This is a genomic window from Streptomyces sp. MJM8645 (genome assembly GCF_001625365.1).
Lineage (GTDB): Bacteria > Actinomycetota > Actinomycetes > Streptomycetales > Streptomycetaceae > Kitasatospora.
Genome location: NZ_LJJF01000001.1, coordinates 4,830,464 through 4,853,071 on the forward strand (window position 1 = coordinate 4,830,464; position 22,608 = coordinate 4,853,071).

The window sequence follows — 22,608 nt, forward strand, 5'->3', positions numbered from 1 at the left end:
CGGGCCCTACTCGGCGGCGGCCTGGTCCACCAGCGGCAGGATGCGGTACGGCACCGGGTTCTCCAGCGCGATCGCGGTGGCCGACCGGACGATCCCGTCGAAGCCCACCACCCGGTCGATCACCCGTTGCAGATCGGCGTTGGAGCGGGCCACGATCCGCACCATCATGTCCCCGGCCCCGGTGATGGTGTGCAGTTCCAGCACCTCCGGCACGCTCGCCAGGTGCGCCCGGACGTCGGCGCCCTGGCCCTGGGAGATCTCCAGGGTGGCGAAGGCCGTCACCGGGTAGCCGAGCGCCGCCGGGTCGACCTCCGGGCCGAAGCCGCCGATCACCCCCTTGGCCTGCAACCGGTCCAGCCGGGCCTGCACGGTGCCCCGGGCGACCTGGAGCCGGCGCGAGCACTCCAGCACCCCGATCCGGGGCTCCTCGGCGAGCAGCCGGATCAGCCGGCCGTCCAGTGTGTCGATCGAGTCGTTCCCGCCGCCTGTCCCGGGGGCGGCCGAAGCGCCCGGCGGAGCGGGGGAGTTGGGCGAGCCGGGGGAGCTCGGGGACTGGGCGTGGGGCATCGCGGCTCCGTCCTCCGGTGGGCAGTGTGTACAGCGGCGCCGCCGATTCTCCCGCCCCGGCGCACAGCTTGACCAGGAGGAAACGGAACAGTTGCGCGCCGGTCGGCTCGGCGCCACCCTCCAGCCACAACGCCGTGCGCCGGGCCCCACACCGGCGCACGGTCGCACCCGCCGTGGTCCGCACGCCTACCGGGAGGGCCGTCATGACCGACACCGCCGCCGAACCCGTCCTGCTCGCCGCAGGGCTTGGAGAGTCCGCCCCCCTCCCGATGGGCCGCGCCGACGCGGTGGTCTTCGCGGTCGGCGACGCCGAGCGGGCCGCCCGCCGCTACACCGCCGCGCTCGGGCTGCGCTGTACCGCGTACGCCGGGCCGGAGACCGGGGAGCCGGAGACGGTCTCGTACGTGCTGGACGCGCCCGGGACCAGGATCGTGCTCACCTCGCTGGTCCAGGTGATCGGCCCGCGCGGCCGGGAGCTGGCCGCGCACCTCGCCCGGCACGGGGACGGGGTGCTGGACCTCGCGGTGAGCGTGCCGGACGTCTTCTACGCGTACGACTACGCGGTGGACCGGGGCGCCCTGTCGCTGGCCGAGCCGTACGAGGCGCGGGACCGCTTCGGCACGGTGGTGCTCGCGACGATCGGGGTGCCGGGCGGGACCAGGCACACCCTGGTCGACCGGTCCGGCTACGCCGGGCCGTACCTGCCGGGGTACCTGCCGTTCGAGACCTGGTGAGGGGGGCTCAGCGGATGGCCGTCTCGACCACCGGCGGGTGGCCGTTCCAGTAGACGAAGACCGAGTTGGCCTGCTCGCCCTTGGTGAAGTCCACCCGCATCCACTGGTCGCCGTTCCACACCTGCATCTGCCAGCCCGGGTCGGGGGTGGCGGAGACCAGCGAGGCCTTGTCGGGTCGGATGTCCAGGGCGACCTTGCCGCCCGGCACCGGGTAGCTCTTCACGGAGGACGTCACGGAGGACGTCGCCGTGGTGGTGGCGGGGGTGGGGCGGCGGGTGGCCGGCGGGGAGGCGGCGGAGAGGGTGGTGGCGGGGGCCGGCCCGCGCGTCGTCGTCGTGGCGGCCGTCGGGGAGGCCGGTGGTGGTGCCGGGGCCCCGGTCTGGGTGGCCGACCGCGGCTGCTCGGGGGTGACGGTCGCGGTGTGCGGCGTGCCGTCGGCCCTCGGCGAGGGCAGCGGCAGGGCCGTGGGCTGCTCGAACGCGGCGCCGGTCAGCACCGCGTGCACGCCGAGCCAGGACAGCGCCACCGCCGCCCCGGTGGCCGCCGCCCAGGCGCCGAGCTGTACCAGTCCGTTCCGCATCGTCCGCTCATCCTGCCGTATTCCGGGCCTGTGCAGCCGGGCAGCCCCGTTATTAGTCAGGGGAGTTGCACAATGTCCGGAGGCCACCCCGAGGTACAGACCACTGCCCGTCGATGGCGTACCGTGCAGGGCCATGGCAACAGTGCTCGTGGTCGAGGACGACCCCTTCGTACGATCCGCCCTCATCCGGCACCTGACCGACACCGGTCATGCGGTCCGCAGCGTGGGCACGGCACTTGAGGCGCTGCGGGAGGTCGCCCAGGTCGGCTGTGACCTGGTGATCCTCGACCTGGGCCTGCCGGACCTGGACGGCAGCGAGGCGCTCAAGATGATCCGGGGCCTGACCAATGTGCCGGTGATCATCTCGACCGCCCGTGACGACGAGGCCGAGATCGTCCGGCTGCTCAACGACGGCGCCGACGACTATCTGGTGAAACCTTTCTCCGGGGAACACCTCAGCGCCCGGATGGCCGCCGTGCTGCGCCGGCTCGGCGGCGGCGCCGCCCCCGTCGCCCAGGTCCTGCGGGTCGGCGGCCTCGCCATCGACCTCCAGCGCCGCGAGGCCTCGCTGGACGGGCGGCTGCTCGACCTGACCCGCCGTGAGTTCGACCTGCTGGCCTTCCTGGCCGGGCGCCCCGGCGTGGTGGTGCCGCGCAAGGAGATCCTGGCCGAGGTCTGGCAGCAGACCTACGGCGGCGACCAGACCATCGACGTCCACCTGTCCTGGCTGCGCCGCAAGCTCGGCGAGACCGCCTCCAGCCCCCGCTACCTGCACACCGTCCGCGGAGTCGGGGTCCGGCTGGAGGCCGCCGGGGGACTGGCGGAGCACCAGACATGAGGAGGTTCGGGCGCTCGCTGCGCTGGGCCCTGATCAAGGCCGCCGTCGCCGGGACCACCATGGTCGCGCTGGCCTTCCTCATCCCGCTCGGCCTGATGGTCCAGCAGACCGCCCGGGACCACGCCTTCACCGCCGCCGAGCGGCAGGCCGCCGCGCTCGGCCCGGCCCTCGCCATCACCACCGACCAGATCGCCATCGACCGCGCCCTGGCCAGCACCGACGCCGGCGGGCTGGGCCGGATGGCGGTCCACCTGCCCGCCCCGGCCGCCCCGGACGCACTCCCCGGCGCGGGCGGCCCCGGCGGGCCCACCATCGGCGAGGCCCGGGCCGCCGCCGGCGACGTGTCCACCGCCGGCGGCCAGGGCCGCTCCTTCACCGTCGAGGTGCCCGGCGGCTACGCGCTGCTCCAGCCGGTCGCGGTGGACACCGGGCGCACCGCCGTGGTCGAGGTGTTCGTCGCCGACGGCGACCTCACCCGGGGCGTCTCCACCGCCTGGCTGGTGCTCTCGGGCGTCGCGCTCGGCCTGGTCGCCATCTCGGTCCTGGTCGCCGACCGGATGGGCGGCCGGATCGTGGCCTCCGCCCGGCGGCTCGCCGGCGCCGCCCGCTCGCTCGGCGCCGGCAACCTCGCCGTACGGGTCCCCGTGGACGGCAAGCAGGCCGCCGGCAGCCCCGAGGAACTGCGCGAAGCCGCCCACGCGTTCAACACCATGGCCGACCGGGTGGTCCAACTCCTCGCCGCCGAACGGGAACTGGCCGCCGACCTGTCCCACCGGCTGCGCACCCCGCTGACCGTGCTGCGGCTCAACGCCGCCTCGCTCGGCGAGGGCGACGCCGCCGACGCCACCCGGCACGCGGTCTCCCAACTGGAGCGCGAGGTCGACCAGATCATCCGCTCGGCCCGCCGCGACCCCGAGGACGTGCCCGCCGTCGCGGTCGGCTGCGACGTCGCCGAGGTGGTCCGCGAACGGGTCGGCTTCTGGTCCGCGCTGGCCGAGGACGAGGGGCGCCGCTGGCAACTGGCCGGCGCCGACCGGGCGACGCCCGTCCCGGTCCAGCGCGCCGACCTGGCCGCCACCGTCGACGCGCTGCTCGGCAACGTCTTCCGGCACACCGCCGTCGGCACCGCCTTCTCGGTGGACGTGCTCGCCACCGAGACCTCGGTGATCGTCCTGGTCGGCGATGCCGGCCCCGGCTTCAGCGACCCGGCCGCCGCCCTCAAGCGCGGCGAGGGCCACGGCGGCGAGGGCTCCACCGGGCTAGGCCTCGACATCGTCCGCAAACTCGCCGAGTCCACCGGCGGCGACCTGGCGCTCGGCCGCTCCGCCGTGCTCGGCGGCGCCGAGATCCGGCTGCGGCTGCGGACCCGCCCGGACGGCACCCCCGCGCGGGCGGGGCGGCGGCGCAGCCGGGGCGCGCTGTTCCAGAAGTGACCGCTTCCTCGGTCTCTTCCTCGGCGCCCGGGGGAACCGTGGTGGCCGGTCTTCGTGCGCGCCTGACTCCCCGCCAGCTTCGGGATCTTCCTTAAGCGCGTCCTAAGGGAGTTCTTCCCCTCGCTCAGCCCGCCGGTTCGGCCCCCCGGCCGCCGCTAGCGTCGGTCGCGCCGGTCACCCGACCGAGCCGGGCCGGCCGCCCGGACGTCCGCACGCACCCGCGCCCGGACCGCGGCCGACCGACGGCACCCCGGAGGTAACGCGCCATGACCACCCAGCCCAACCGCCGCCCAGGCCGCCGCAGGCGCAGCCGCAAGGGCGCGATCGTCGGGGCCTCGGCGGTCGCCGCCGCCCTGGTCGCGGGCGGTGTCGTCGTCCTCGCCTCCTCGGCCAGCGCCGCCTCGCTCGGCGCCGTCTACAGCCGGACCAGCAGCTGGGACTCCGGCTACACCGGCCAGTACCTGGTCACCAACCCGGACAGCGGCCCGATCGAGGACTGGACGCTCAGCTTCGACCTCCCGGCCGGGGCGAAGATCGACTCGCTCTGGAACGCCACCTTCACCGCCGCCGGCCAGCACGTCACCGTCAAGCCGGAGGCGTGGAGCAAGCGGCTGGAGCCCGGCAAGAGCGTGGTGGTCGGCTTCGTCGCCCAGGGCGCCGGCGCCGCGCAGGCCGAGCCCGGCAACTGCCTGGTCAACAACACCTCCTGCAAGGCCGGCGACGGCACCGTGCCCACCCCCTCGGGCCGCCCGACCGCGACGGCGACGCCCACCACCGCGCCGACCAGTCCGGTGTCGACCGGCCCCGTGCCGACCACTCCCGTGCCGACCCGGACCGGGACCGGCACCCCGGCCCCCACGGCGACGGCCACCGCGAAGCCGACCACCCCGACGCCGACCCGCACCCCGACCGCCACCCCCACGGCGACCGGTGTGCCCGCACCCCCGGCCGGTGCCGGGGCCGGCTTCGCCCCGTACGTCGACACCTCGCTCTACCCGCCGTACGACCTGGTCGCCACCGCCAAGGCCACCGGGGTCAAGAACTACACCCTCGCCTTCGTGGTGTCCGGCGGCGGCTGCCAGCCCAAGTGGGGCGGCGTCAGCGATCTGTCCGCCGACGCGGTGGCCGCCCAGATCGGCGCCCTGCGGGCGATCGGCGGCGACGTCCGGGTCTCCTTCGGCGGCGCCAACGGCAGCGAGCTGGCCCTCGCCTGCGGCTCCACCGCCGACCTGGCCGCCGCCTACCAGAAGACCGTCGACGCCTACGGTCTGACCAGGCTCGACTTCGACGTCGAGGGCGGCGCGATCGCCAACACCGCCGCCAACACCCGCCGCGCCCAGGCCATCGCCCAGCTGCAGAAGAACGCCGCCGCCCAGGGCAAGGCGCTCGACGTCTCCTTCACGCTGCCCGCGCTGCCCTCCGGCCTGACCCAGGAGGGCGTCAACCTGGTCGCCGACGCCAAGAACAACGGCGTCGCGATCGGCGCGGTCAACATCATGGCCATGGACTTCGGCGACGGCGTCGCCCCGAACCCGCAGGGCCAGATGGGCAAGTACGCGATCGCCGCGGCCACCGCCACCCAGGCCCAGGTCAAGAGCGTGCTCGGACTGGACGACGCGGCCGCCTGGCGCAAGGTCGCCGTCACCCCGATGATCGGCGTCAACGACGTCGCCAGCGAGGTCTTCACCGTCGCCGACGCCAAGCAGCTCGCCGACTTCGCGGCGTCCAGGCACCTCGCCTGGCTGGCGATGTGGTCCGGCACCCGCGACAAGGCCTGCGACGGCGGGGCCAAGGCCTACGCCGATGCCAGCTGCAGCAGCATCGTCCAGCAGCCGCTGGACTTCACCCGGGCCCTCGGCGCCTACACCGGCTGAGCTGCGGGACCGCTGAGGCTCTGAGCCTTCCCCCCGGTGGCCCCGGCCGTCCGTGCTCCGCCCGCAACGGAGTACGGCCGGTCGGGGCCCATTCGTCACCCTGCGTGATCATCCGTGCCCAGGCCCGGCTGGCCCGCATCCGGTATCGTCGGCGATTGGTCGAGTGGTGGACGGAGTGGACTGGTGACAGCGGTGCAAGACGAGCGCAGCCCGGTGCGGACCGCACCCGACCCCGCGCCCGCCCCCCTGTCGGACCGGCTGCGGACCGCGCTCGGCGCCCCCGTCCGCGCGCTGCGCGAGGCCCCCCGCCGACCGCTGCTGGCCGCCTCGGCCCTGGCGCTCCTGTCCCTGGTCGTGTACGCGGTGGTCCGCCACTTCGTCAACACCTCGATGGTCGACATGATCGTCTACCGGGCCGAGGGCGCCGCCGTGGCCAACGGCACCGACCTGTACGCACTGCGCGTCACCGAGTGGAACCTGCCCGCGACCTACCCCCCGTTCGCGGCCATGCTGTTCGTGCCCACCACCTGGTTCCCGGTCCCGTTCCTCCGGGTGGCGATCACTCTCGGCAACCTCGGGCTGCTCGCCCTGCTGACCCACCTGTCCTTCAAGCTGGTCGGCTGGCCGCGCCGCGAACTGCGGCCGATCGGCGTCATCCTGGTGACCGGCCTCGGCGTCTGGCTCGAACCCGTCTTCACCACGCTCCGGTACGGCCAGATCAACCTCGCGCTCGCCTGCCTGATCCTCTGGGACCTCACCCGTTCGGACGCCCGCCGCAGCAAGGGCATGGCGATCGGCATCGCCGCCGGCCTCAAGCTCACCCCCGGCCTCTTCGCCGTCTACCTGCTGATCACCGGCCGGGTCCGGGCCGCCTTCGTGGCCGGCCTCACCTTCCTCGGCACCTTCCTGATCGGCGCCCTCGTCCTGCCCGACGCCACCTGGGGCTTCTGGACCAAGTACCTCTACGACTCCTCCCGGGTCGGCAAGACCGAGATCGTCGACAACCAGTCGCTGCGCGGCGCCCTCGCCCGGCTGCTGCACACCGCCGACCCCGGCACCCTCGCCACCCTCGCGGCCGGCCTCGTCGCGGTGGCCGGCCTCGCCGTCGCCGCCTGGGCCCACCGCAGCGCCCGCTGGCTGCCCCGGGCCGAGGCTTGGGGCGTCTGCTGCGCCGCCGTCACCGCCGTGCTGATCTCACCGATCAGCTGGACCCACCACTGGGTCTGGTGCGTGCCGTTGCTCGTCCTGCTCGCCACCGAGGCCTCCGTCGAGCACGCCCGCCCGGTCGGCGTCCGCCGACTGCGCTGGCGGGCCGCCTTCTGGGCGACGCTGCTCGCGTTCCTCTCCTTCGCGATGTGGGCCGCCAAGCCGCTCGGGCCGGCCGTCCTCCACATGGCGCCGCTGCGCCAGCTGCCGACCTCGGTCTACCCGTGGGTCGGGCTCTGCTTCCTGCTCGCCGCCGCCATCCGGATAAGGGCCCGGCGACGCTCCGCCGGGGCACCGCTGGTCCGGCTGCCCGGACAGCGCGACGGCGGTGGCCCGGACGCCACCCGCGGCCGTCAGCAGGCCCCCGCGGCCCGCTGAGCCGGCGGGGGCGCGGCTCCCGTCGCGTCGCGCGGTCCCGGCCGGGTGCGCGGCCGAGGCTTTGTGCCCGTTCGCGGGCGTGCGCGTGCTCACGCAAGCAGGTCCGCGAGCGATCCGTCCATGTCCAGCGCGGCCATCTCGCTGCCCGGCGGGACCAGCCGGTGGGCCCGCTCCAGCCAGGCCGCGACGACCGGCAGCGGCGCCTCCAGCAGCGCGTCCCCGGCCGGGGAGCTCAGGGCCAGGCAGAGCACGCTGCGCCGGCCCGAGCGGGTCGGCCAGATCCGCACGTCGCCCTGGCCGCACGGCCGGAAGGTGCCTTCGACCAGCAGCTCGCGGGCGAACACCCAGGTCACCGGGGAGCCGGTGTCCAGGTGGAAGGTGATGTGCACCGCGTACGGGTCGTGGCTGCCGTAGGACAGCCGGGCCGGGACGGGGACGCTGTGCTCGGGGGAGAGCACCAGGTTCAGCTCCAGTTCGTGCTCGACCACGCTGGTGGGGCGCTCCATGATCGTCTTCCTCTCTGCCTTCGATTCCTGCCCGGTTCCGGGCCCGGTGACCTTTGAGAGGGCGGTCCACGCCGGCTCTTACACACGTTTCCGGGATTTCTTCGGGAAGTTCGACGAGGGGGGTGAGGCGAGGGGTGGTGACCGGTGGGGACCGCGGCGCGCGGACACCCGGCGCACGCCGGGACGGTTCGGCCGCTTCTACCCCGGAGGGCCCGCCGCTGTCAGGTGATTGACCAACTTTCCGTCGGCGCCACGACGAGGCACTACCCTTTGTGACTACCCGGCGACTGTCCGCCTACCAGCGGTGCCCCCACCCACGCGCGCCGGGCGGCTCGCGGGTGCGCCGGGCGGGCGTGCCGTGTCGGCCCCGCCAGGACCCGCCAGGAGAGAAGACCCCCATGACGGACCGCCCCTTCGCCGGCGCCGGCGACCCGGCCGTCGGACCCGAGCCGGGCTACTACCCCGACCCCTCCATCCCCGGCTTCGTCCGGTACTGGGGCGGCTCGGCCTGGGTGCCGGGCACCAGCAGGCTCGCACCCGCCGAGGGCGAGGTGATGGAGCCGCCCCGGTTCGCGTCCCGGCGGCCCGCCGCCGGCGCGGCCGGGACGGCGCGGGTGGTGCCGCCACCGGTGCTGCCGGAGCCGGCCGTTCCGGAGGCGGCCCCGGAGCCGTCCTGGGGTGGGGCCGCGCACGGTGGGGGCAGGGGCGGGGACACCGGGCCGGTGTACCTCGACCAGACCACGGGCGGGGCGAAGTTCGTCCTCGGGTCGCGGGCGGCGGAGGTGATCGGCGGGCCGGTGTTCCGGATGGTCGGGGAGCCGGGGGCGTCCGAGAGCCCTGAGGTGTCTGGACTGGAGATGGCAGCGGTCGAGGTGCCGGTCTTCGACGAAGCGGTCCTCGACGAAGCGGTCCTGGGCGAGCCGGTGGTCGAGGTTTCGGCGGTGGGGGGTGCGGCAGGCCAGGGTGAGGTGGAGGAGCCCGGCCGGCAGGTCGTTCCGCAGGCGCAGCGGGGGCTGATGGAGGCGGATGGCGAGCCGCACCGGGTCTCCTGGGGGGTGCTTTCGGGGGCGCCCGACGGGGAGGAGGGGCGCGCGAGGGAGGTCCGCGCTTCGGTTGCTGTTCCGGTCCGGGCTTCGGCCGGCATGCCGGCCGCCGCTTCGGTCGGGGTGGAAGCGGCCGCCGTCTCCGGAGCGCCCGCGACCGTCCCGGCGGCGGTGGCCGTGCGGGAGGCGCCGTCGCCAGTTGCGTCGCCCGTCGCGGCGTCCGTTCCGGCGGCTGTGCGCGGGGCCGGGCGTGCCGTCGAGCCCGCGTCCGAGCCCGAGCCCGCCGTGCCGGCCCCGGCCGCGCCGGTCGCCGCCGGAGCGGTTCCGGCCCGGGCCCAGGGCCGGAACCCCGCGTCCGCCGCGCCCGCCGCGCCCGCCGCGCCCGCCACGCCCGCCGCGTCGCTGCCGGTCGCGCGCCCGGCCCGGGAGGCCGTCGCACGGCGCCGACCCGCCCCGACGGCGCCCGCCCCCACCGTGCCCGCCTCCGCGACGCCCGCCGGACTCGGGCGTCGGCTGGCCGCGCGCGCCGTGGACACCGTCGTACTCCTCGTGGTCGCCGTCGCCGCCGGAATCCCGCTCGGCCGCTCGGCGTCCGAGCACCTCCAGCAGAAGCTCGACCAGGCCCGGATGGCCAGTTCCCTCACCCGGCGCCAGGTCCAGGTCTGGCTGGTGGACGACGTGGTGCTGGGCAAGGTCGCGGTCCTGCTCGGCATCCTGCTCTTCGTCAGCCTGCTCTACGAGGTGCTGCCGACCGCCCGCACCGGCCAGACCTTCGGCAAGCGACTGGCCCGGATCCGGGTGGCGGACGCCGCCGCCCCCGGCGCCCGGACCAGGCTGAGCCTCGGCCGCTCGCTGCTCCGATGGGCCGTGAGGCAGCTCGGCCTGCTGCTGCTCCTCGGCCTGGTCTGGCCCCTGTTCGACCGCCCGGCCCGGCGTGGCTGGCAGGACCGGGCCGCCCGTACCCGGGTGGTCCGCGACTGAGGCCTCCCGGCGTGGCGGCCGGCTCCGGGCGCGGAGGCACCATCCGACGCGGAGGCACCATCCGGCCCTGGCGGCAAAACGGACAGAATGTCCCAAACCGCGAGAATGTGTGATGTTCTACTCGACGGATGAGCACTCACGACCCCTCAGGCTCCCAGCCGGAGGGGGGCGGCCAGCCCTCCTTCGACAAGCAGTCCCCGCAGCCGGGCGGCGGCACGCCGGAAGACCGGCCGTCGGACCCGAACCCGTCGCCCGCCCCGCCGCCCACCGGCGGCCCGTCCGACGGCACCCCCAGTACCCCGCCCGAAGGCCCCGGCGCGTACGGCGGCACCTACGGCGGCCCGACCGGCGGCCAGAGCCCGCCCGGCGAGAACCCCTACGGCCAGAAGCCCTACGACCAGCCCCCGCCCGGCTACGGCCCCACCGGCTACGGAACCCCCGGCGCCGGGCCCGTCCCCGGCATGCCGCCGATCGGCAGCTGGCCCAGGCGCATCCTCGCCCGCCTGATCGACTACCTGCTCGTCCAGGCCGTCGCCGTGATCGTGGTGGCCCCCTTCGCCGACTTCGGCAACCGCTCCGGCGAGGTCGGCGCATTCTGGCTCGGCTGCGGCATCTACCTCCTCTACGAAGGCCTGATGCTCGGCCGGGACGGCCAGACCCTCGGCAAGAAGGCGATGCACGTCCGTGTCGCCATGCTGATCGACGGCAACAAGCCCACCCAGAGCGCCGCCTGGACCCGCGCGGCCGTCTACATCCTCCCCGCCGTGATCTGCTGCGCCGCCTTCTGGTGGATCATCGACGGGATGTTCGGCGTCTTCGACAAGCCCTACCGGCAGTGCATCCACGACAAGGCCGCGAAGACCGTGGTGGTCACCACCGACTGACCGGCCGAGCGGGGCCGCGACGCCCGGCGGCGGACAGGACCTAGCGTTGCCGGGCGTACTCGTGTCCGGCCGTGGCCGGGGAGGTCGCTCCCGCCCTCGCCGCCGACCGGCCGGACACGGCGAGCGACAACACCGTCACCACGGTGCCGAGCGCCAGCGCGAACCCCTCCAGCACCACGACCTCCAGGACGCCCGAGGCGTCCGAAACGGCCAGCAGTGCCACCGTGGCGGCGACGACGGTGAACGAACCGAGGCAGTACTGGGCAGCGGACGGACGAGGCATGGCGGGGGGTCCTTCGCGCGTCGGGGGGAACGAGCGGGAATCGTGCCGGTCCCAGAAGTGCTGCCCGGCAAGGGAGTTCGGTAAGTCCAGGCTAACCCGCCGGACCGGGAGCACGGGGGGCGCACAGGCTCACCCCGGGGTCGTCCGCCCCTCGGTACGGTGAACCCGACCGCGCCCGCCCCACCCACCCGGGGGAACACCCGTGCCCATCCCCGCCGACTGGCCCACCACCGAAGCTCAGGCACTCGCCGAACAGGAACGCCTGCGCCCCCTCGTCCAGACCCACGACCCCGACGACGCCTACGGTTCCGGGGGCTCCGACGGTTCCGGCTCCAGCAGCGGGGTCGGGCGGCTCATCGCCGGCGTCGACGTCGCCTACGACGACGAATACGACCTCGTCGCCGCCGCAGCCGTCCTCCTCGACCACGACACCCTCGCCGTCGTCGAACAGTCCACCGCCGTCGGCCGCATCCCCTTCCCCTACACCCCCGGACTGCTCGCCTTCCGCGAACTCCCCGCCGTCCTCGACGCCCTCGCCGCCCTCACCCACACCCCCGACACCGTCGTCTGCGACGGCTACGGCCTCGCCCACCCCCGCCGCCTCGGCCTCGCCAGCCACCTCGGCGTCCTCACCGGCCTGCGCACCCTCGGCGTCGCCAAAACCCCCTTCACCTTCCACCACCACGACCCCGACACCCCCCGCGGCTCCACCACCCCGCTCACCGACCCCGCCACCGGCGAAGAAGTCGGCCGCGCCCTCCGCACCCGGCCCGGCGTCAAACCCGTCTACGTCTCCATCGGCCACCGCATCAGCCTCGACACCGCCGTCCGCACCACCCTCCAACTCGCCCCCCACTACCGGCTCCCCGAAACCACCCGGCACGCCGACTCCCTCTGCCGCCGCGCCCTCGCCGACGCCCTCCACACGAGGACGCCTGCGAACTGACCAGGTACCAGGCGGAATTCGGGCCCCGTGTGTTAGACATGAGACACCGGGGCCCAACCCCGGCAGCGACCCACGGACGCACGGGGGAGGCGCCGAAGTGGCAACAGGAACCGGCACGACCGGAGGCGCCGGCCAGGGCTACCGCGTCGAGGTCGAACAACTCCGCTCCTTCGCCGCCCAAGTCCGGCTCCTCCTCGCCGAATTCCAGCACCACGCCGACGGCACCGGCACCCACGGGCGCAGCGGCATCGGCAGAACCGCCTTCGGCACCTTCGCCGAAGCCACCGAGATCCACAACCGCTACAACACCATGCGCGACGGCCTGCGCGACGTCCTCAACCAACTCCAACAAGCCGTCGACGAAGCCCAGAAGAACGCCGAACTCACCGCCACCACCTACGAAGAACACGACCAGCACACCGCGAAGAAACTCAAACTCGGCGACGACGGCTGGTCCGTCGCCAACCCCTCCGCCAGCAGCAAGGCCGCCTACGAGCACACCGTCGCCCCACCCGCCCCCTGACCCCCGGCCGAGCCCGAACGGAGGCGAACCCCCCATGGCCTACACCGACTTCACCACCTACAGCCACGCCCAACTCCGCACCATGGCCCAGGCCCTCAACCCCGGCGAAGTCATGGCCGCCGGCGACCCCTGGCGCCACGCCGCCGACACCCTCAAGGCCATCCGCACCACCCTCACCCGCGCCAGCACCGAAGCCGCCGTCACCTGGGAAGGCGCCACCAGCGACGCCTTCCACACCCGCATGCTCCACCTCGCTGACAGCATCAACAACGCCGCCTCCTACGCCAACGACGCGGCCAACACCCTCCACAACATGTCCGAGGCCATCGCCAAGGCCAAACGCGACATGCCCGAGGAACCCAGCACCTGGGAAAAGGTCAAGGACACCGTCGGCGACGGCGTCTCCTCCGTCTTCGGCGGCGACGACGAACACATCCCCGTCGCCGACCGCCGAAAAGCCGAAGCCGCCACCGTCATGCAAACCCTCGCCATGCACTACCGCATCGCCACCCCCACCCTGAAGCCGCCGCCGAACCTGCCGGCGCTGCAGAAGTCGGATGAGACACGCGATGTGACACCACAGGACGATCCGGTCGGGGCGGCGGCGGTGGCGGGCGCGATGATGTCGGGAACCTCGATCGGCGTCGCGGGAACATCAGGGCGGGTGACGACCAGCCCACCACCGCGGAGCCCGAAGTCCTCCGGACCGACGATGCCAGCCCGCTCCACGTCGAGGAGTGCGTCTGTTCCGACCGATTCGGGGATCAGGGGTGGCACGGCGCAGACTCCGCTGAAGCCTCTGGGCTCGGTGAACTACGGCCTGGGCACGGGCATCGCGGGCACGCCGGCGGGCGTCCCCAACAGGACCGTGGTCACCACCGTCGCCCCGGGAACTGAGGTGTCCGGGGCTGGTGTTGTGCCGCCTGGTGGCGCTGCGGGCAGCCTCCCGGGAAGCAACGGCGGGCAGGGGATCTCCAATCCCGCAGGCCCGGCGGCTGGTCTACCTGTCGGTTCCGGCATCGGCGAGGCCGGGGTCGGATTCGGCGGTCGGGGACTCCCGGACGGCGCGTATCCGATGGGCGGCCCCGGACCGGGCGGGGGCGCCGGGGGCCGCGGTGGCTCCGGTGCCCGGCCGGTGGGTGGGTCTGCAGGCCGATCTGGTGGGATCGTCGGCGGGACGGTAGGACCGGTCGAGGGAATGCGCGGCAAACAGGCGTTCACGGAAGGCGGTTCCGGCCTGGGAGTCCGGAACCGGCTCAGGGGCGAACCCGGTGCTGGCGGCCCAGGCGGCATGGCCCCTGGCCTGCCGCTCACCGGCGCGCAACGGCACAAGGAGGACCGGGAGAAGGGGCGGCGGCCCGACTACCTCGTCGAGGACGAGGAGACCTGGGCGGCGGACAAGCCGGCCAATCCGAACGTGGTGGAATGAGCCCGGTCCTGAAACGGATGGGTGATCTGATCGCGTCCCGCAGATCGGTGATCTGCGGGACGCCTCGCTGAGTGGGGTGACCAGGCTTGACGAGCCGCCGGTTGGCGCGTGGTACAGCGGCCCTTGCCGCCGGGGCATTGATCTGGAGTGTCGCGGCACCAACGGCATCGGCGGATCAGATCAGAGACGAGCAGTGGGCTCTGAAGACCTTCGAGGCCGAGACGAAAGTCTGGACTGTCAACCAGGGCGAGGGGGTGATCGTCGGTGTGGTCGACAGTGGGGTCAACCAGGACCATCAGGACCTCACCGGACAGGTGCTTGCGGGGGGTGACTTCTCCGGTACGAACACGGACGGCCGTACCGACGGCGACGGCCATGGCACCGGGATGGCGAGCCTGATCGCAGGGCACGGGCACGGTGCGCAGGCGGGGATCATGGGCTTGGCGCCGAAGGCGAAGATCCTGCCGGTGAAGGTACGGACCGACGGCGAGAATCGGGATCTCCAGCAGAACGGCCTCGCCGAGGCGATCCGCTTTGCTGTGGATCACGGTGCGAAGGTCGTCAACATGTCGGTAGGGGGGACGTCGAGGTTCGACTCTCCGGCACGTGAAGCCGTCAACTACGCGGTCTCCAAGGACGTCGTGCTGGTTGCCGCCACCGGGAACAACGGCGACAGCCTGAGCGGTGTCCAGTACCCGGCGGCCTTCCCCGGAGTGGTGGCGGTCGGCGCGGTGGACCGGCAGGGGCGACTGTGGGAGAAGTCGAGCTACGGACCGGAGACCACACTGGTCGCCCCCGGGGCGGAGATCTACCGGGCCAGTGCGAAGACCTCTGCCGGCTACGGCGTGGGCAACGGCACCTCCGATGCCACTGCCTACGTCTCCGCCACCGCCGCGTTGATCCGGGCGAGGTATCCGGAGCTTTCGGCGGGGCAGGTGATCAATCGGATGATCAGGACTGCCACGCCGCCGCGGGACGGGTCGGCGGTGCCGGGGAGCAGGTACGGCTTCGGGGTGCTGGCGCCGGCGAAGGCGTTGGAGGCTGATCCGGTGGTGGACGGCGGGTCTCGGGTGAATCCGTTGGTGGGGCGGGGGGAGTCGCAGGGGGCTGCGGGGGGCGGGGTGACGGAGGAGCCGGGTGGCGAGGCCGTGGTGCCTGCGGCGGGGGCCGGTGGGGCCGGCGGGGGCGGCTGGTTCGGGGTCGGGGTTGCGGTGGGGGTGGCGTTGTGGGGGGTGCTGGTCGGCGGGGTGGTGGCGGTCGTGGTGTGGGTGGTGCGGGTGCGGCGGCGCAGGGGTGCGGTCGGCTGAGGGCGGCGGGCGGGGTGGCAGCATTTTGGTGGCGGTTGGCGTCCTTGCCGCTGGTGGGGTGAGTGGTGGGGTGGCCATGCTGGGGCCATGAGTGCTTCTGAGCGTGGCGTGGATCCGGTGGGTGTGGTCGTTCCGGACGGCAAGGACTGGACGTGGGTGTTGGAACGCCCGTGTCCGGATTGTGGGCTGGATGTTGCGGCGGTGGTGCGGGAGGACGTCGCGGGGATGGTTCGGGCCAACGCGGAGGCCTGGGTGGCGCTGTTGGCCGGGGCCGAGGAGGGTTTGCGTCGGCGGCCGCGGCCGGGGGTGTGGTCGGGGCTGGAGTACGCGTGCCATGTCCGGGACGTGTTCCGGCTGTTCCGGGTCCGGTTGGACCTGATGCTGGCCGAGGAAGCCCCGCTGTTCCCGAACTGGGATCAGGATGAGACGGCGGTCGCCGAGCGGTACGGGGAGCAGGTGCCGGCGGTGGTGGCCGGGGAGTTGGCGGCGGCCGCGGAGGTGCTGGCGGCGGCGTTCGGGCGGGTGGCGGGCGAGCAGTGGGGGCGGACCGGGGGCCGTAGTGACGGGGCGCGGTTCACGGTGGAGTCGTTTGCCCGTTATCTGATCCACGACCCGGTGCATCACTTGTTCGACGTGACGGGCGAGCGGGTCTGAGGGGGCTCACCAGCCGGAGGCCTCCCACAGCATGGTGCGCCGGAGTCGGCCGGCGACGCTGGCGGTGTCGGTGCCGATGACGTCGGCGATCTCGGGGGCGGCGAGGCCGACGACGTAGTGCAGGATCGCCAGGTCGTCGTCGGCGGGGTGGCGGTCCGGTGCGGCGGGCACGTGCCGGGTGTGGTCGGCGACGGTGCTGCGCAGGATCTGCCAGGCGTTCGCGGTGGGGTTGGAGCTGCCCAGCAACTCGCGCCATTGGACGGCGATTTCGGCGAATGCCTGTTGGACGGCGGTGGCCGCGCTGCTGTGCTCGGTCAGCCACACCCGGGCGTAGCTGAGGTACCGGGGGCGGTGGAGTTCGCAGAAGGCGGCGAACTCCAGTGGTACGTCCTCCGGTTCACCGGGCCTCGGGGGCGGCTCGGCGGAACTCGCGTGACGGTTGGTCATCTCGGCTTCTCGGAAAGGGAGATGGGTGGCTGACGGTCGATCATCTGCGCTCACTCTACGATATGCCCTCGGTGCGCTGGGTTACCAATCGGATTGAATGCCCGGAACCCGCCGCCGCTCGGCCGGTTCCGGTGCCGACCGGTGGGGCGCGGTGGTGCAGCGGTGGTGGGGGCGGCCGGGCGGAGGATCGGTGGGGGAGGGTGGCGCAGTGGTGCGGGGGGTGTAGTTGCGAGCGCGTCGCGGCTGGTCAGGGGGTGCAGAAGGGCCGTGGTTGCAACACGGTTGATGTGCCACCGTAGGGCTTATGGAGGCTGGCGTCCACGCCCACGGCGCGAAGCTGCGGCCGCACAACCATCCGCGCAACCACACCTTCGGTCGCGCCCGTACCGGCGTGGCGCGACGGGCCGGATGAGCGCCGCCGTGCATGCCTCCGCCGGGGGCGCGCAGCCCGGGTGCGGGCGGTGGATGCGGGCGGTGGGTGCGAGGTGGGCGCGCTGCGCGCCGAGGCGGGTGTGGCGGGGCGTGGCGGCAGGGGTGGTGGGTGGACGGTGCGCTCGCCGTGGCGGCGGCGCACCGGGTGGCCGAGGGGGCGGAGCAGGCGTTGATCCGGGTGGTCCCGCGCCTGCTGGCCGCCACCGTGCACGTCGGCCACGCCTCGGCGGCCTGGGGGCCGAGGCGCGGGCGGGGTGGTCTGCCGTCAGGGCTGCGGTCGGGCCTCCGTCGGGGAGAGGCGGTCGTCGACGGCGCTGCTCCGTTCGACCTGGGCGGGGAAGGATTCGATGGCCCGCCGCCGGGCGAGTTGGGCGGCTGCGGCGGCTGCGGCCGCAGCCGCCGCAGCGGCTCCGGCGGCGGCTTCCTCGCGTTCGCACCGGTGTGCGGCGCCGGCGGGGTGCCCGGTGGAGTGCCCGGTGGTGGCGGGGTGTCCGCCGGCGGTTCGTCGGCGGCGGCCGAGTGCGGTGCGGGCGGCGTGTTCCTCGGCCGCCTGTCTCGCGGCCAGGTAGGCCTGGACGGCGGCCATGCCGTAGACCGGTTGGATGAGCTGGTGGCCTTTGAAGAAGGGTCTGGCCGGGGCGAACCCGGCGGCGACCACGAGGTCGCGGATCTCGGCTATCTCGGCCTCGCTGCGGGCGGTGAAGCGGACCTCCCAGCCCTTCTTGTACGTATGGCCCTGTTCGCCGCTGCGGCGGGCCGGGTCCGGGCGGCGGACGTATCCGGGCAGACGGCCAAGGCGGAGCTGGGCCGCGCGGAGGCCGGCGGTCTCGTCACGTGACATGACGCAAGCCTAGGCAATTCCCGGGGCGGGTTTGACGCCTGGAGGGTCTCCCGGCGTATGCCTTTGGTCACTCTGGGTCAGGCGGCCTGGTGGGCGATCGTTTTCGATCAGATATGACAACCTGACGACCGTCAATTACTCCGATTGAGTGAGGGTATGGGGACTTTAGTGCGAGCTGATCCCGGTTTCGCGACGGTTGGGTAACAGTGCGTCAGGTGGCCGGTGGCGGGTCGGAGCGGTTGGGGATGGTGTCCGCATGAGCTACCGGATTCCCACGCCGCCGCCGTCCCTGGAGGAGCTGGCGAAGCGTCAACAGAACGTCGTCACCGCGAGCCAGTTGCGCGCCCGGGGCGTGCCGGCCCGGGTCATCACCGAGCACTGCCGTAGCGGCGGGCCCTGGCGGCGGCTGCTGCCCCGGGTGTACCTGCTGCAGTCCGACGGGCCGACCCCGGAGCAGCGGATGTGGGCCGCCCTGCTGTACGCGGCGCAGAACGGTCGCGAGGAGGGTCGCCGCGAGGGCGCGGTGATCACCGGTGCGGCCGCGCTCGCGCTGTACGGCTTCGCCGCGGTGCCCCGGCTGCCGGCGGTGATCGGGGTGGACGTCCTGGTGCCCCGCCAGCGCCGGCTGAAGGACGCCGGGGAGGTGCGGATCCTGCGTACCGAACGGGAGTTGGTGGCCCGCTCGGTGCACGGCCTGGCCTGCGCACCGGTCGCCCGGGCGGTCGCGGACGCGCTGTGCGAGTGGACCGTGGAGGAGGGTGGCGCCCCGATGCCGGTGCGGGAGGTGCTGCGCGAAGCCGTCTCTCGGCCAGACGGCCCGTGCACCGTACGGGAGTTGGCGTCCGAGCTGACCGAGTCCGGGCTGACCGGCGAGCCCCGGGTGCGCGCCGCGCTGGACGAACTGCTCGCCGGTGAACGGGACTTCGTCCTGGACCGGGTCGGCGAACTGGTGGACGAGTGCCTGCTGCCCGTCCCGCTGGTCGGCCCCGAGCTGCGGATGCGCGGCGGCACGTACATCGCCGTCCCGGACCTCTACTGGCCGGAGCAGGGCGTTGCCGTGGAGGTGGACTCGGACCTGCGCTGCGTCAGCGAGGGCGAGGCCGCCTGGGTGCGCGGCGGCCAGCACCGGATGGAGTACCTGGGGATCCGGGTGGTGTACGTCTCCGGCGCCCGGCTCGCGGCCGACCGGGACGCGGTCGGCGCCGAACTGTGCGAGGCCCACCGGGTGGGCGGTTCGGACGTGGTGGAGTTGATGGTCGGTTAGCTCCGGATCGGATCCGTCCGCACCCGGAGCCGTGGCTACCCCCGAACCGGAGTCGGAGCTACCCCCGAACCACCGGGGCGCCGACCAACTCGACCCCGGCGGCCCGCAGTTCGGCGAGCGCGGCGGTGGTGGTCGCCGGCGCGACCCCGGCGGTGAGGTCGAGCAGGACGCGGGTGGTGAAGCCGGCCCGGGCGGCGTCCAGGGCGGTGGCCCGGACGCAGTGGTCGGTGGCGATGCCGACCACGTCGATCTCGTCGACCTGCCGTTCGAGCAGCCACTCCACCAGGCCGCGGTTGTTCTCGTCCAGCCCCTCGAAACCGCTGTACGCCGCCGAGTAGGCGCCCTTGTCGAAGACCGCCTCGACCGCGCCGGAGATGACGGAGGGGGCGAAGTTGGGGTGGAAGCCCACGCCTTCGGTGCCGGCCACGCAGTGCACCGGCCAGCTGGTGACGTAGTCGGGCTCGGTGGAGAAGTGGTCGCCCGGGTCGATGTGGTGGTCGCGGGTGGCGAGGATGTGCTGGTAGCCGGGGGAGGACTCGACGATCAGGTCGGTGATGGCGGCGGCCACCTCGGCGCCGCCGGCGACGGCCAGGCTGCCGCCCTCGCAGAAGTCGTTCTGCACGTCGACGACGATCAGTGCCCGGTGCATGGCTCGCATCCTCGGATGTGGGGGGCGGCCGTGGTGGCGCGCCGGTGGGGGGAGCCCTCGGGAGTACTCGGCCCGCGGCGGGGCTCGGGGGTTCTCGGGGAGCTCCGGGGGAACTCTACGGTTGACTCTAGGGAGTGGCGTGCGGGGGCGGAAGGCCTGGGGCGGACCCCGGGCCGGCGCCCGGCGCGAACCGCCGAACCGCCGGACCGCTGAACCGCCGGACCGGCGAACCCGGCGGACGGCCCCGGGCCGGCGCTCGGTCCGCGCCGGTCGGCCGGGGCGGGGTCAGAGCACGAGTTCGGTCGGCAGGACCGGGTCGCCCTTGGAGAGCTGGGTGGCCGACAGCGGCAGTGCGGCCCGGGCCCGGATGTGCCGTTCGCGCGCGGCGGTGAGCGGTTCGCGGCCGACGGCCTGGCCGGCCCGCACCAGCGGCACCTGCATCAGGTGCGGCTCAAGGTCGGCGGGGACCGCTCCGGTGCCGACCACCTCGGCCTCGGCGACGCCGTCGGCGTCGGGCCGGCGGGCGGCCCACTTGCGGCCGCCGATGCTGGTCTTGCCGCCGGCCGCGCGCTTGGCCACCGGCACCAGCGGTCCGTCCGCGCTCTCGGCGCGGGCGACCAGCTTGTAGACCATCGCGCAGGTCGGGTGGCCGCTGCCGGTGACCAGGCTGGTGCCGACGCCGTAGCCGTCCACCGGGGCGGCGGCGAGTGCGGCGATGGCGTACTCGTCGAGGTCGGAGGTGACGATGATCCGGGTCTTCGTGGCGCCGAGGTCGTCCAGCTGGCGGCGGACCCGGTGGGCCAGCAGGGTGAGGTCGCCGGAGTCGATCCGGACGGCGCCCAGTTCGGGGCCGGCCACCTCGACGGCGGTGCGGACGGCCTCGCGCAGGTCGAAGGTGTCGACCAGCAGCGTGGTGCCCTTGCCCATGGAGGCGATCTGCGCGCGGAAGGCGTCCCGCTCGCTGTCGTGGACGAGGGTGAAGGCGTGGGCGGCGGTGCCTGTGGTCGGGATGCCGTGGGTGAAGCCGGCCTCCAGGTCGGAGGTGGCGGCGAAGCCGGCCACGTACGCGGCCCGGGCGGCGGCGACGGCGGCCTGCTCGTGGGCGCGCCGGGCGCCCATCTCGATCACCGGGCGGCCGCCGGCGGAGGCGGTCATCCGGGAGGCGGCGGCCGCGATCGCGGAGTCGTGGTTGAGGATCGAGAGGATCACCGTCTCCAGGATCACCGCCTCGGCGAAGCTGCCCTCGACGGTGAGCAGCGGCGAGCCGGGGAAGTAGACCTCGCCCTCGGGGTAGCCGTGGATGTCGCCGGCGAAGCGGTAGTCGGCGAGGTAGCGCAGGGTGTCGTCGTCGACCACGCCCTGGCCGGCCAGCCAGTCGAGCTGCGGGGTGGTGAAGCGGAAGTCCTCGATGGCGTCGAGCACCCGGCCGGTGCCGGCCATGACGCCGTAGCGGCGGCCGCTGGGCAGGCGGCGGGTGAACACCTCGAACACGGAGCGGCGGTGCGCGGCCCCGCTGCGCAGGGCGGCCTGCAGCATGGTGAGCTCGTAGCGGTCGGTGAGGAGCGCGGTCGAACCGGCCGCGCGCACTGAAGTGGCGTCCATGCGGATGATGCTACTACCACTTAGCGTCAGAGTGACGATTTCTCGTGCTGCGAGCCGGTCCGGAATCGCCCGGGGGTCCCCCGGATGGCAGCATGGGGCTGAAGAGGCGTGGACGGACTGCGCAGCGAGGAGGACCCGGCGGTGAGTGTCGCGCCCGTGGAGATCGAGCGCCCGGAGGTCGAAGGGCTACCGGTGGTGGAGCCGGACACGCCCTGGGTGACCATCGTGCACAACGACCCGGTGAACCTGATGAGCTACGTCCAGTACGTCTTCCAGGCCTACTTCGGCTACCCGAAGGACAAGGCCAGGAAGCTGATGATGGAGGTGCACACCAAGGGCCGGACGGTGGTCTCCAGCGGCTCCCGCGAGGAGATGGAACGCGACGTCCAGGCGATGCACGGCTACGGCCTCTGGGCGACGCTGCAGCACGACTGACCGCAGCACGACCGACCGCAGCGCGGCGGCCGCGGCGCGAGTTGCCGCGGCCGCGGAGCCGGTACCCCACCCGAGACGACGAAGACGGGCTGACCGATAGACATGGCTGGGTTGTTCGAGAGTGCCGGCGGCGGGAGCGCGACGATCGCGCTGGACGAGCTGGAGGCCTCCATCCTGCGCTCCCTGGAGGTGGGGATCCTGCAGTTGATCGGGCCCGGCCCGGGCGGGGATGGCGGCGATCCGCTGGCCGCGCTGTTCGCCGAGGGCCCGACCGAGGCGCCGGCCAACCCGATGCTCGCCCGGCTCTTCCCGGACGCCTACGGCGACCCGGCCGGGCCGGAGGACCAGGAGAGCCGGGCCGCCTCGGGCGAGTTCCGCCGCTACACCGAGGTGGATCTGCGGACCCGCAAGCGCGAGGACGCCCTGCACGTCGTCCGGATGCTCGACCGGCTCGGCGGCGAGGGCGGGGTGCTCAAGCTGGAACCCGCCGACGGCCTGCGCTGGCTGGGCGCGCTCAACGACCTGCGGCTGACCCTGGGCGTCCAGCTGGAGGTCAGCGAGGACGACGAGGAGCTCTACGAGCTGCCGGACGAGGACGACCGCAAGCCGCTGGTGATGGCGTACGTCTGGCTGGGGGCGCTCCAGGAGACGCTCCTGGAGGCGATCGCGGACTGATCCTGCCCGCTTCCGGGCAGGCCCCGGTCGATTCGTCCAATATGTGGACGGATGGCCGGGGCATTTCTCTTTAAATCGGGCAAACCCTAGCAGGTCA

Annotated in this window: 23 protein-coding genes; 15 read left to right on the forward strand and 8 right to left on the reverse strand. The window is 73.7% G+C overall.

Features of this window, described 5'->3' with window-relative positions; translation table 11 throughout:
- Positions 1-6: 6 nt before the first annotated feature.
- Positions 7-567: an Lrp/AsnC family transcriptional regulator gene (locus A6F73_RS20845; protein WP_244293448.1), complete on the reverse strand. Its 561-nt coding sequence runs from the start codon at positions 565-567 to the stop codon at positions 7-9.
- Between the two features lie 203 nt (positions 568-770).
- Between A6F73_RS20845 and A6F73_RS20850 the strand changes: the two genes are divergently transcribed.
- Positions 771-1,301 (forward strand): VOC family protein, encoded by a 531-nt coding sequence (locus A6F73_RS20850; RefSeq protein WP_063349191.1) that lies wholly within the window; start codon positions 771-773, stop codon positions 1,299-1,301.
- A 7-nt stretch (positions 1,302-1,308) separates the two neighbouring features.
- Here A6F73_RS20850 and A6F73_RS41570 read toward each other — a convergent pair whose 3' ends face one another.
- Positions 1,309-1,881 carry a hypothetical protein gene (locus A6F73_RS41570; RefSeq protein WP_063349192.1) on the reverse strand — a complete coding sequence of 191 codons (573 nt, stop codon included), beginning with the start codon at positions 1,879-1,881 and terminating at the stop codon, positions 1,309-1,311.
- A gap of 133 nt (positions 1,882-2,014) precedes the next feature.
- On the opposite strand from A6F73_RS41570, the gene A6F73_RS20860 reads away from it, so the two are divergent.
- The 4 genes from A6F73_RS20860 (at position 2,015) to A6F73_RS44075 (ending at position 7,610) form a co-directional block, all read left to right on the forward strand.
- The gene (locus A6F73_RS20860; RefSeq protein WP_063349193.1) at positions 2,015-2,719 is read left to right on the forward strand and encodes a response regulator transcription factor; all 705 of its coding nucleotides are present in this window, start codon (positions 2,015-2,017) and stop codon (positions 2,717-2,719) included.
- A 17-nt stretch (positions 2,720-2,736) separates the two neighbouring features.
- A complete protein-coding gene (locus A6F73_RS20865; RefSeq protein WP_063351370.1) occupies positions 2,737-4,152 on the forward strand; it encodes a HAMP domain-containing sensor histidine kinase in 1,416 nt (471 codons plus the stop codon).
- Between the two features lie 266 nt (positions 4,153-4,418).
- Complete coding sequence (locus tag A6F73_RS20870) at positions 4,419-6,026, forward strand: cellulose binding domain-containing protein (RefSeq protein WP_063349194.1); 1,608 nt, start codon at positions 4,419-4,421, stop codon at positions 6,024-6,026.
- A 183-nt stretch (positions 6,027-6,209) separates the two neighbouring features.
- Positions 6,210-7,610 (forward strand): glycosyltransferase 87 family protein, encoded by a 1,401-nt coding sequence (locus A6F73_RS44075; protein ID WP_279634923.1) that lies wholly within the window; start codon positions 6,210-6,212, stop codon positions 7,608-7,610.
- An 89-nt stretch (positions 7,611-7,699) separates the two neighbouring features.
- Here A6F73_RS44075 and A6F73_RS20880 read toward each other — a convergent pair whose 3' ends face one another.
- Positions 7,700-8,116 (reverse strand): SsgA family sporulation/cell division regulator, encoded by a 417-nt coding sequence (locus A6F73_RS20880; RefSeq protein ID WP_063349195.1) that lies wholly within the window; start codon positions 8,114-8,116, stop codon positions 7,700-7,702.
- Between the two features lie 398 nt (positions 8,117-8,514).
- Between A6F73_RS20880 and A6F73_RS20885 the strand changes: the two genes are divergently transcribed.
- Positions 8,515-10,140 carry an RDD family protein gene (locus A6F73_RS20885; RefSeq protein WP_063349196.1) on the forward strand — a complete coding sequence of 542 codons (1,626 nt, stop codon included), beginning with the start codon at positions 8,515-8,517 and terminating at the stop codon, positions 10,138-10,140.
- A 128-nt stretch (positions 10,141-10,268) separates the two neighbouring features.
- Positions 10,269-11,024, forward strand: coding sequence for an RDD family protein (locus A6F73_RS20890; protein ID WP_063349197.1), 756 nt, complete (start codon positions 10,269-10,271; stop codon positions 11,022-11,024).
- A 40-nt stretch (positions 11,025-11,064) separates the two neighbouring features.
- On the opposite strand, the gene A6F73_RS20895 is transcribed toward A6F73_RS20890, so the two are convergent.
- Positions 11,065-11,307, reverse strand: coding sequence for a hypothetical protein (locus tag A6F73_RS20895; RefSeq protein WP_063349198.1), 243 nt, complete (start codon positions 11,305-11,307; stop codon positions 11,065-11,067).
- Positions 11,308-11,509: 202 nt separating this feature from the next.
- On the opposite strand from A6F73_RS20895, the gene A6F73_RS20900 reads away from it, so the two are divergent.
- The 5 genes from A6F73_RS20900 (at position 11,510) to A6F73_RS20920 (ending at position 16,166) form a co-directional block, all read left to right on the forward strand.
- Positions 11,510-12,253: an endonuclease V gene (locus tag A6F73_RS20900; RefSeq protein WP_063349199.1), complete on the forward strand. Its 744-nt coding sequence runs from the start codon at positions 11,510-11,512 to the stop codon at positions 12,251-12,253.
- 97 nt (positions 12,254-12,350) lie between these two features.
- Entirely contained in the window at positions 12,351-12,776 is a 426-nt protein-coding gene (locus A6F73_RS20905; protein WP_063349200.1) for a hypothetical protein, read from the forward strand.
- 34 nt (positions 12,777-12,810) lie between these two features.
- Positions 12,811-14,205, forward strand: a complete 1,395-nt coding sequence (locus A6F73_RS44080) for a hypothetical protein (RefSeq protein WP_063349201.1) — start codon at positions 12,811-12,813, stop codon at positions 14,203-14,205.
- 86 nt (positions 14,206-14,291) lie between these two features.
- On the forward strand, positions 14,292-15,512 hold the full coding sequence (locus A6F73_RS20915) for a S8 family serine peptidase (RefSeq protein WP_063349202.1): 1,221 nt from the start codon (positions 14,292-14,294) through the stop codon (positions 15,510-15,512).
- Between the two features lie 87 nt (positions 15,513-15,599).
- Positions 15,600-16,166, forward strand: coding sequence for a DinB family protein (locus A6F73_RS20920; RefSeq protein WP_244293449.1), 567 nt, complete (start codon positions 15,600-15,602; stop codon positions 16,164-16,166).
- A 6-nt stretch (positions 16,167-16,172) separates the two neighbouring features.
- Here the strand turns inward: A6F73_RS20920 and A6F73_RS20925 are convergent, their stop codons facing one another.
- Positions 16,173-16,613: a hypothetical protein gene (locus tag A6F73_RS20925; protein WP_063349204.1), complete on the reverse strand. Its 441-nt coding sequence runs from the start codon at positions 16,611-16,613 to the stop codon at positions 16,173-16,175.
- Between the two features lie 697 nt (positions 16,614-17,310).
- Positions 17,311-17,886 (reverse strand): hypothetical protein, encoded by a 576-nt coding sequence (locus tag A6F73_RS20930; RefSeq protein ID WP_063349205.1) that lies wholly within the window; start codon positions 17,884-17,886, stop codon positions 17,311-17,313.
- Between the two features lie 256 nt (positions 17,887-18,142).
- Here A6F73_RS20930 and A6F73_RS20935 point away from each other — a divergent pair, with 256 nt between their 5' ends.
- The gene (locus A6F73_RS20935; RefSeq protein ID WP_063349206.1) at positions 18,143-19,150 is read left to right on the forward strand and encodes a type IV toxin-antitoxin system AbiEi family antitoxin domain-containing protein; all 1,008 of its coding nucleotides are present in this window, start codon (positions 18,143-18,145) and stop codon (positions 19,148-19,150) included.
- Between the two features lie 58 nt (positions 19,151-19,208).
- Here the strand turns inward: A6F73_RS20935 and A6F73_RS20940 are convergent, their stop codons facing one another.
- Together A6F73_RS20940 and A6F73_RS20945 are read right to left on the reverse strand one after the other, a co-directional pair.
- Complete coding sequence (locus A6F73_RS20940) at positions 19,209-19,799, reverse strand: isochorismatase family protein (protein WP_063349207.1); 591 nt, start codon at positions 19,797-19,799, stop codon at positions 19,209-19,211.
- A 285-nt stretch (positions 19,800-20,084) separates the two neighbouring features.
- Complete coding sequence (locus A6F73_RS20945; protein WP_079135851.1) at positions 20,085-21,401, reverse strand: nicotinate phosphoribosyltransferase; 1,317 nt, start codon at positions 21,399-21,401, stop codon at positions 20,085-20,087.
- Positions 21,402-21,542: 141 nt separating this feature from the next.
- On the opposite strand from A6F73_RS20945, the gene clpS reads away from it, so the two are divergent.
- Positions 21,543-21,836 carry an ATP-dependent Clp protease adapter ClpS gene (clpS, locus tag A6F73_RS20950; RefSeq protein WP_063351371.1) on the forward strand — a complete coding sequence of 98 codons (294 nt, stop codon included), beginning with the start codon at positions 21,543-21,545 and terminating at the stop codon, positions 21,834-21,836.
- Between the two features lie 102 nt (positions 21,837-21,938).
- Complete coding sequence (locus A6F73_RS20955; protein WP_063349209.1) at positions 21,939-22,511, forward strand: DUF2017 domain-containing protein; 573 nt, start codon at positions 21,939-21,941, stop codon at positions 22,509-22,511.
- The last annotated feature ends 97 nt before the right edge of the window (positions 22,512-22,608 follow it).

Bases quoted from the DNA above. Each gene is read 5' to 3' on its own strand.
- A6F73_RS20945 (WP_079135851.1), bottom strand. From the start codon at position 21,401: ATGGACGCCACTTCAGTGCGCGCGGCCGGTTCGACCGCGCTCCTCACC.
- A6F73_RS20940 (WP_063349207.1), bottom strand. From the start codon at position 19,799: ATGCACCGGGCACTGATCGTCGTCGACGTGCAGAACGACTTCTGCGAG.
- A6F73_RS20845 (WP_244293448.1), bottom strand. From the start codon at position 567: ATGCCCCACGCCCAGTCCCCGAGCTCCCCCGGCTCGCCCAACTCCCCC.
- A6F73_RS20935 (WP_063349206.1), top strand. From the start codon at position 18,143: ATGAGCTACCGGATTCCCACGCCGCCGCCGTCCCTGGAGGAGCTGGCG.
- A6F73_RS20860 (WP_063349193.1), top strand. From the start codon at position 2,015: ATGGCAACAGTGCTCGTGGTCGAGGACGACCCCTTCGTACGATCCGCC.
- A6F73_RS20925 (WP_063349204.1), bottom strand. From the start codon at position 16,613: ATGACCAACCGTCACGCGAGTTCCGCCGAGCCGCCCCCGAGGCCCGGT.
- A6F73_RS20930 (WP_063349205.1), bottom strand. From the start codon at position 17,886: ATGTCACGTGACGAGACCGCCGGCCTCCGCGCGGCCCAGCTCCGCCTT.
- A6F73_RS20850 (WP_063349191.1), top strand. From the start codon at position 771: ATGACCGACACCGCCGCCGAACCCGTCCTGCTCGCCGCAGGGCTTGGA.
- A6F73_RS20920 (WP_244293449.1), top strand. From the start codon at position 15,600: ATGAGTGCTTCTGAGCGTGGCGTGGATCCGGTGGGTGTGGTCGTTCCG.
- A6F73_RS20885 (WP_063349196.1), top strand. From the start codon at position 8,515: ATGACGGACCGCCCCTTCGCCGGCGCCGGCGACCCGGCCGTCGGACCC.
- A6F73_RS20870 (WP_063349194.1), top strand. From the start codon at position 4,419: ATGACCACCCAGCCCAACCGCCGCCCAGGCCGCCGCAGGCGCAGCCGC.
- A6F73_RS20890 (WP_063349197.1), top strand. From the start codon at position 10,269: ATGAGCACTCACGACCCCTCAGGCTCCCAGCCGGAGGGGGGCGGCCAG.
- A6F73_RS44080 (WP_063349201.1), top strand. From the start codon at position 12,811: ATGGCCTACACCGACTTCACCACCTACAGCCACGCCCAACTCCGCACC.
- A6F73_RS20895 (WP_063349198.1), bottom strand. From the start codon at position 11,307: ATGCCTCGTCCGTCCGCTGCCCAGTACTGCCTCGGTTCGTTCACCGTC.
- A6F73_RS20880 (WP_063349195.1), bottom strand. From the start codon at position 8,116: ATGGAGCGCCCCACCAGCGTGGTCGAGCACGAACTGGAGCTGAACCTG.
- A6F73_RS20955 (WP_063349209.1), top strand. From the start codon at position 21,939: ATGGCTGGGTTGTTCGAGAGTGCCGGCGGCGGGAGCGCGACGATCGCG.
- A6F73_RS41570 (WP_063349192.1), bottom strand. From the start codon at position 1,881: ATGCGGAACGGACTGGTACAGCTCGGCGCCTGGGCGGCGGCCACCGGG.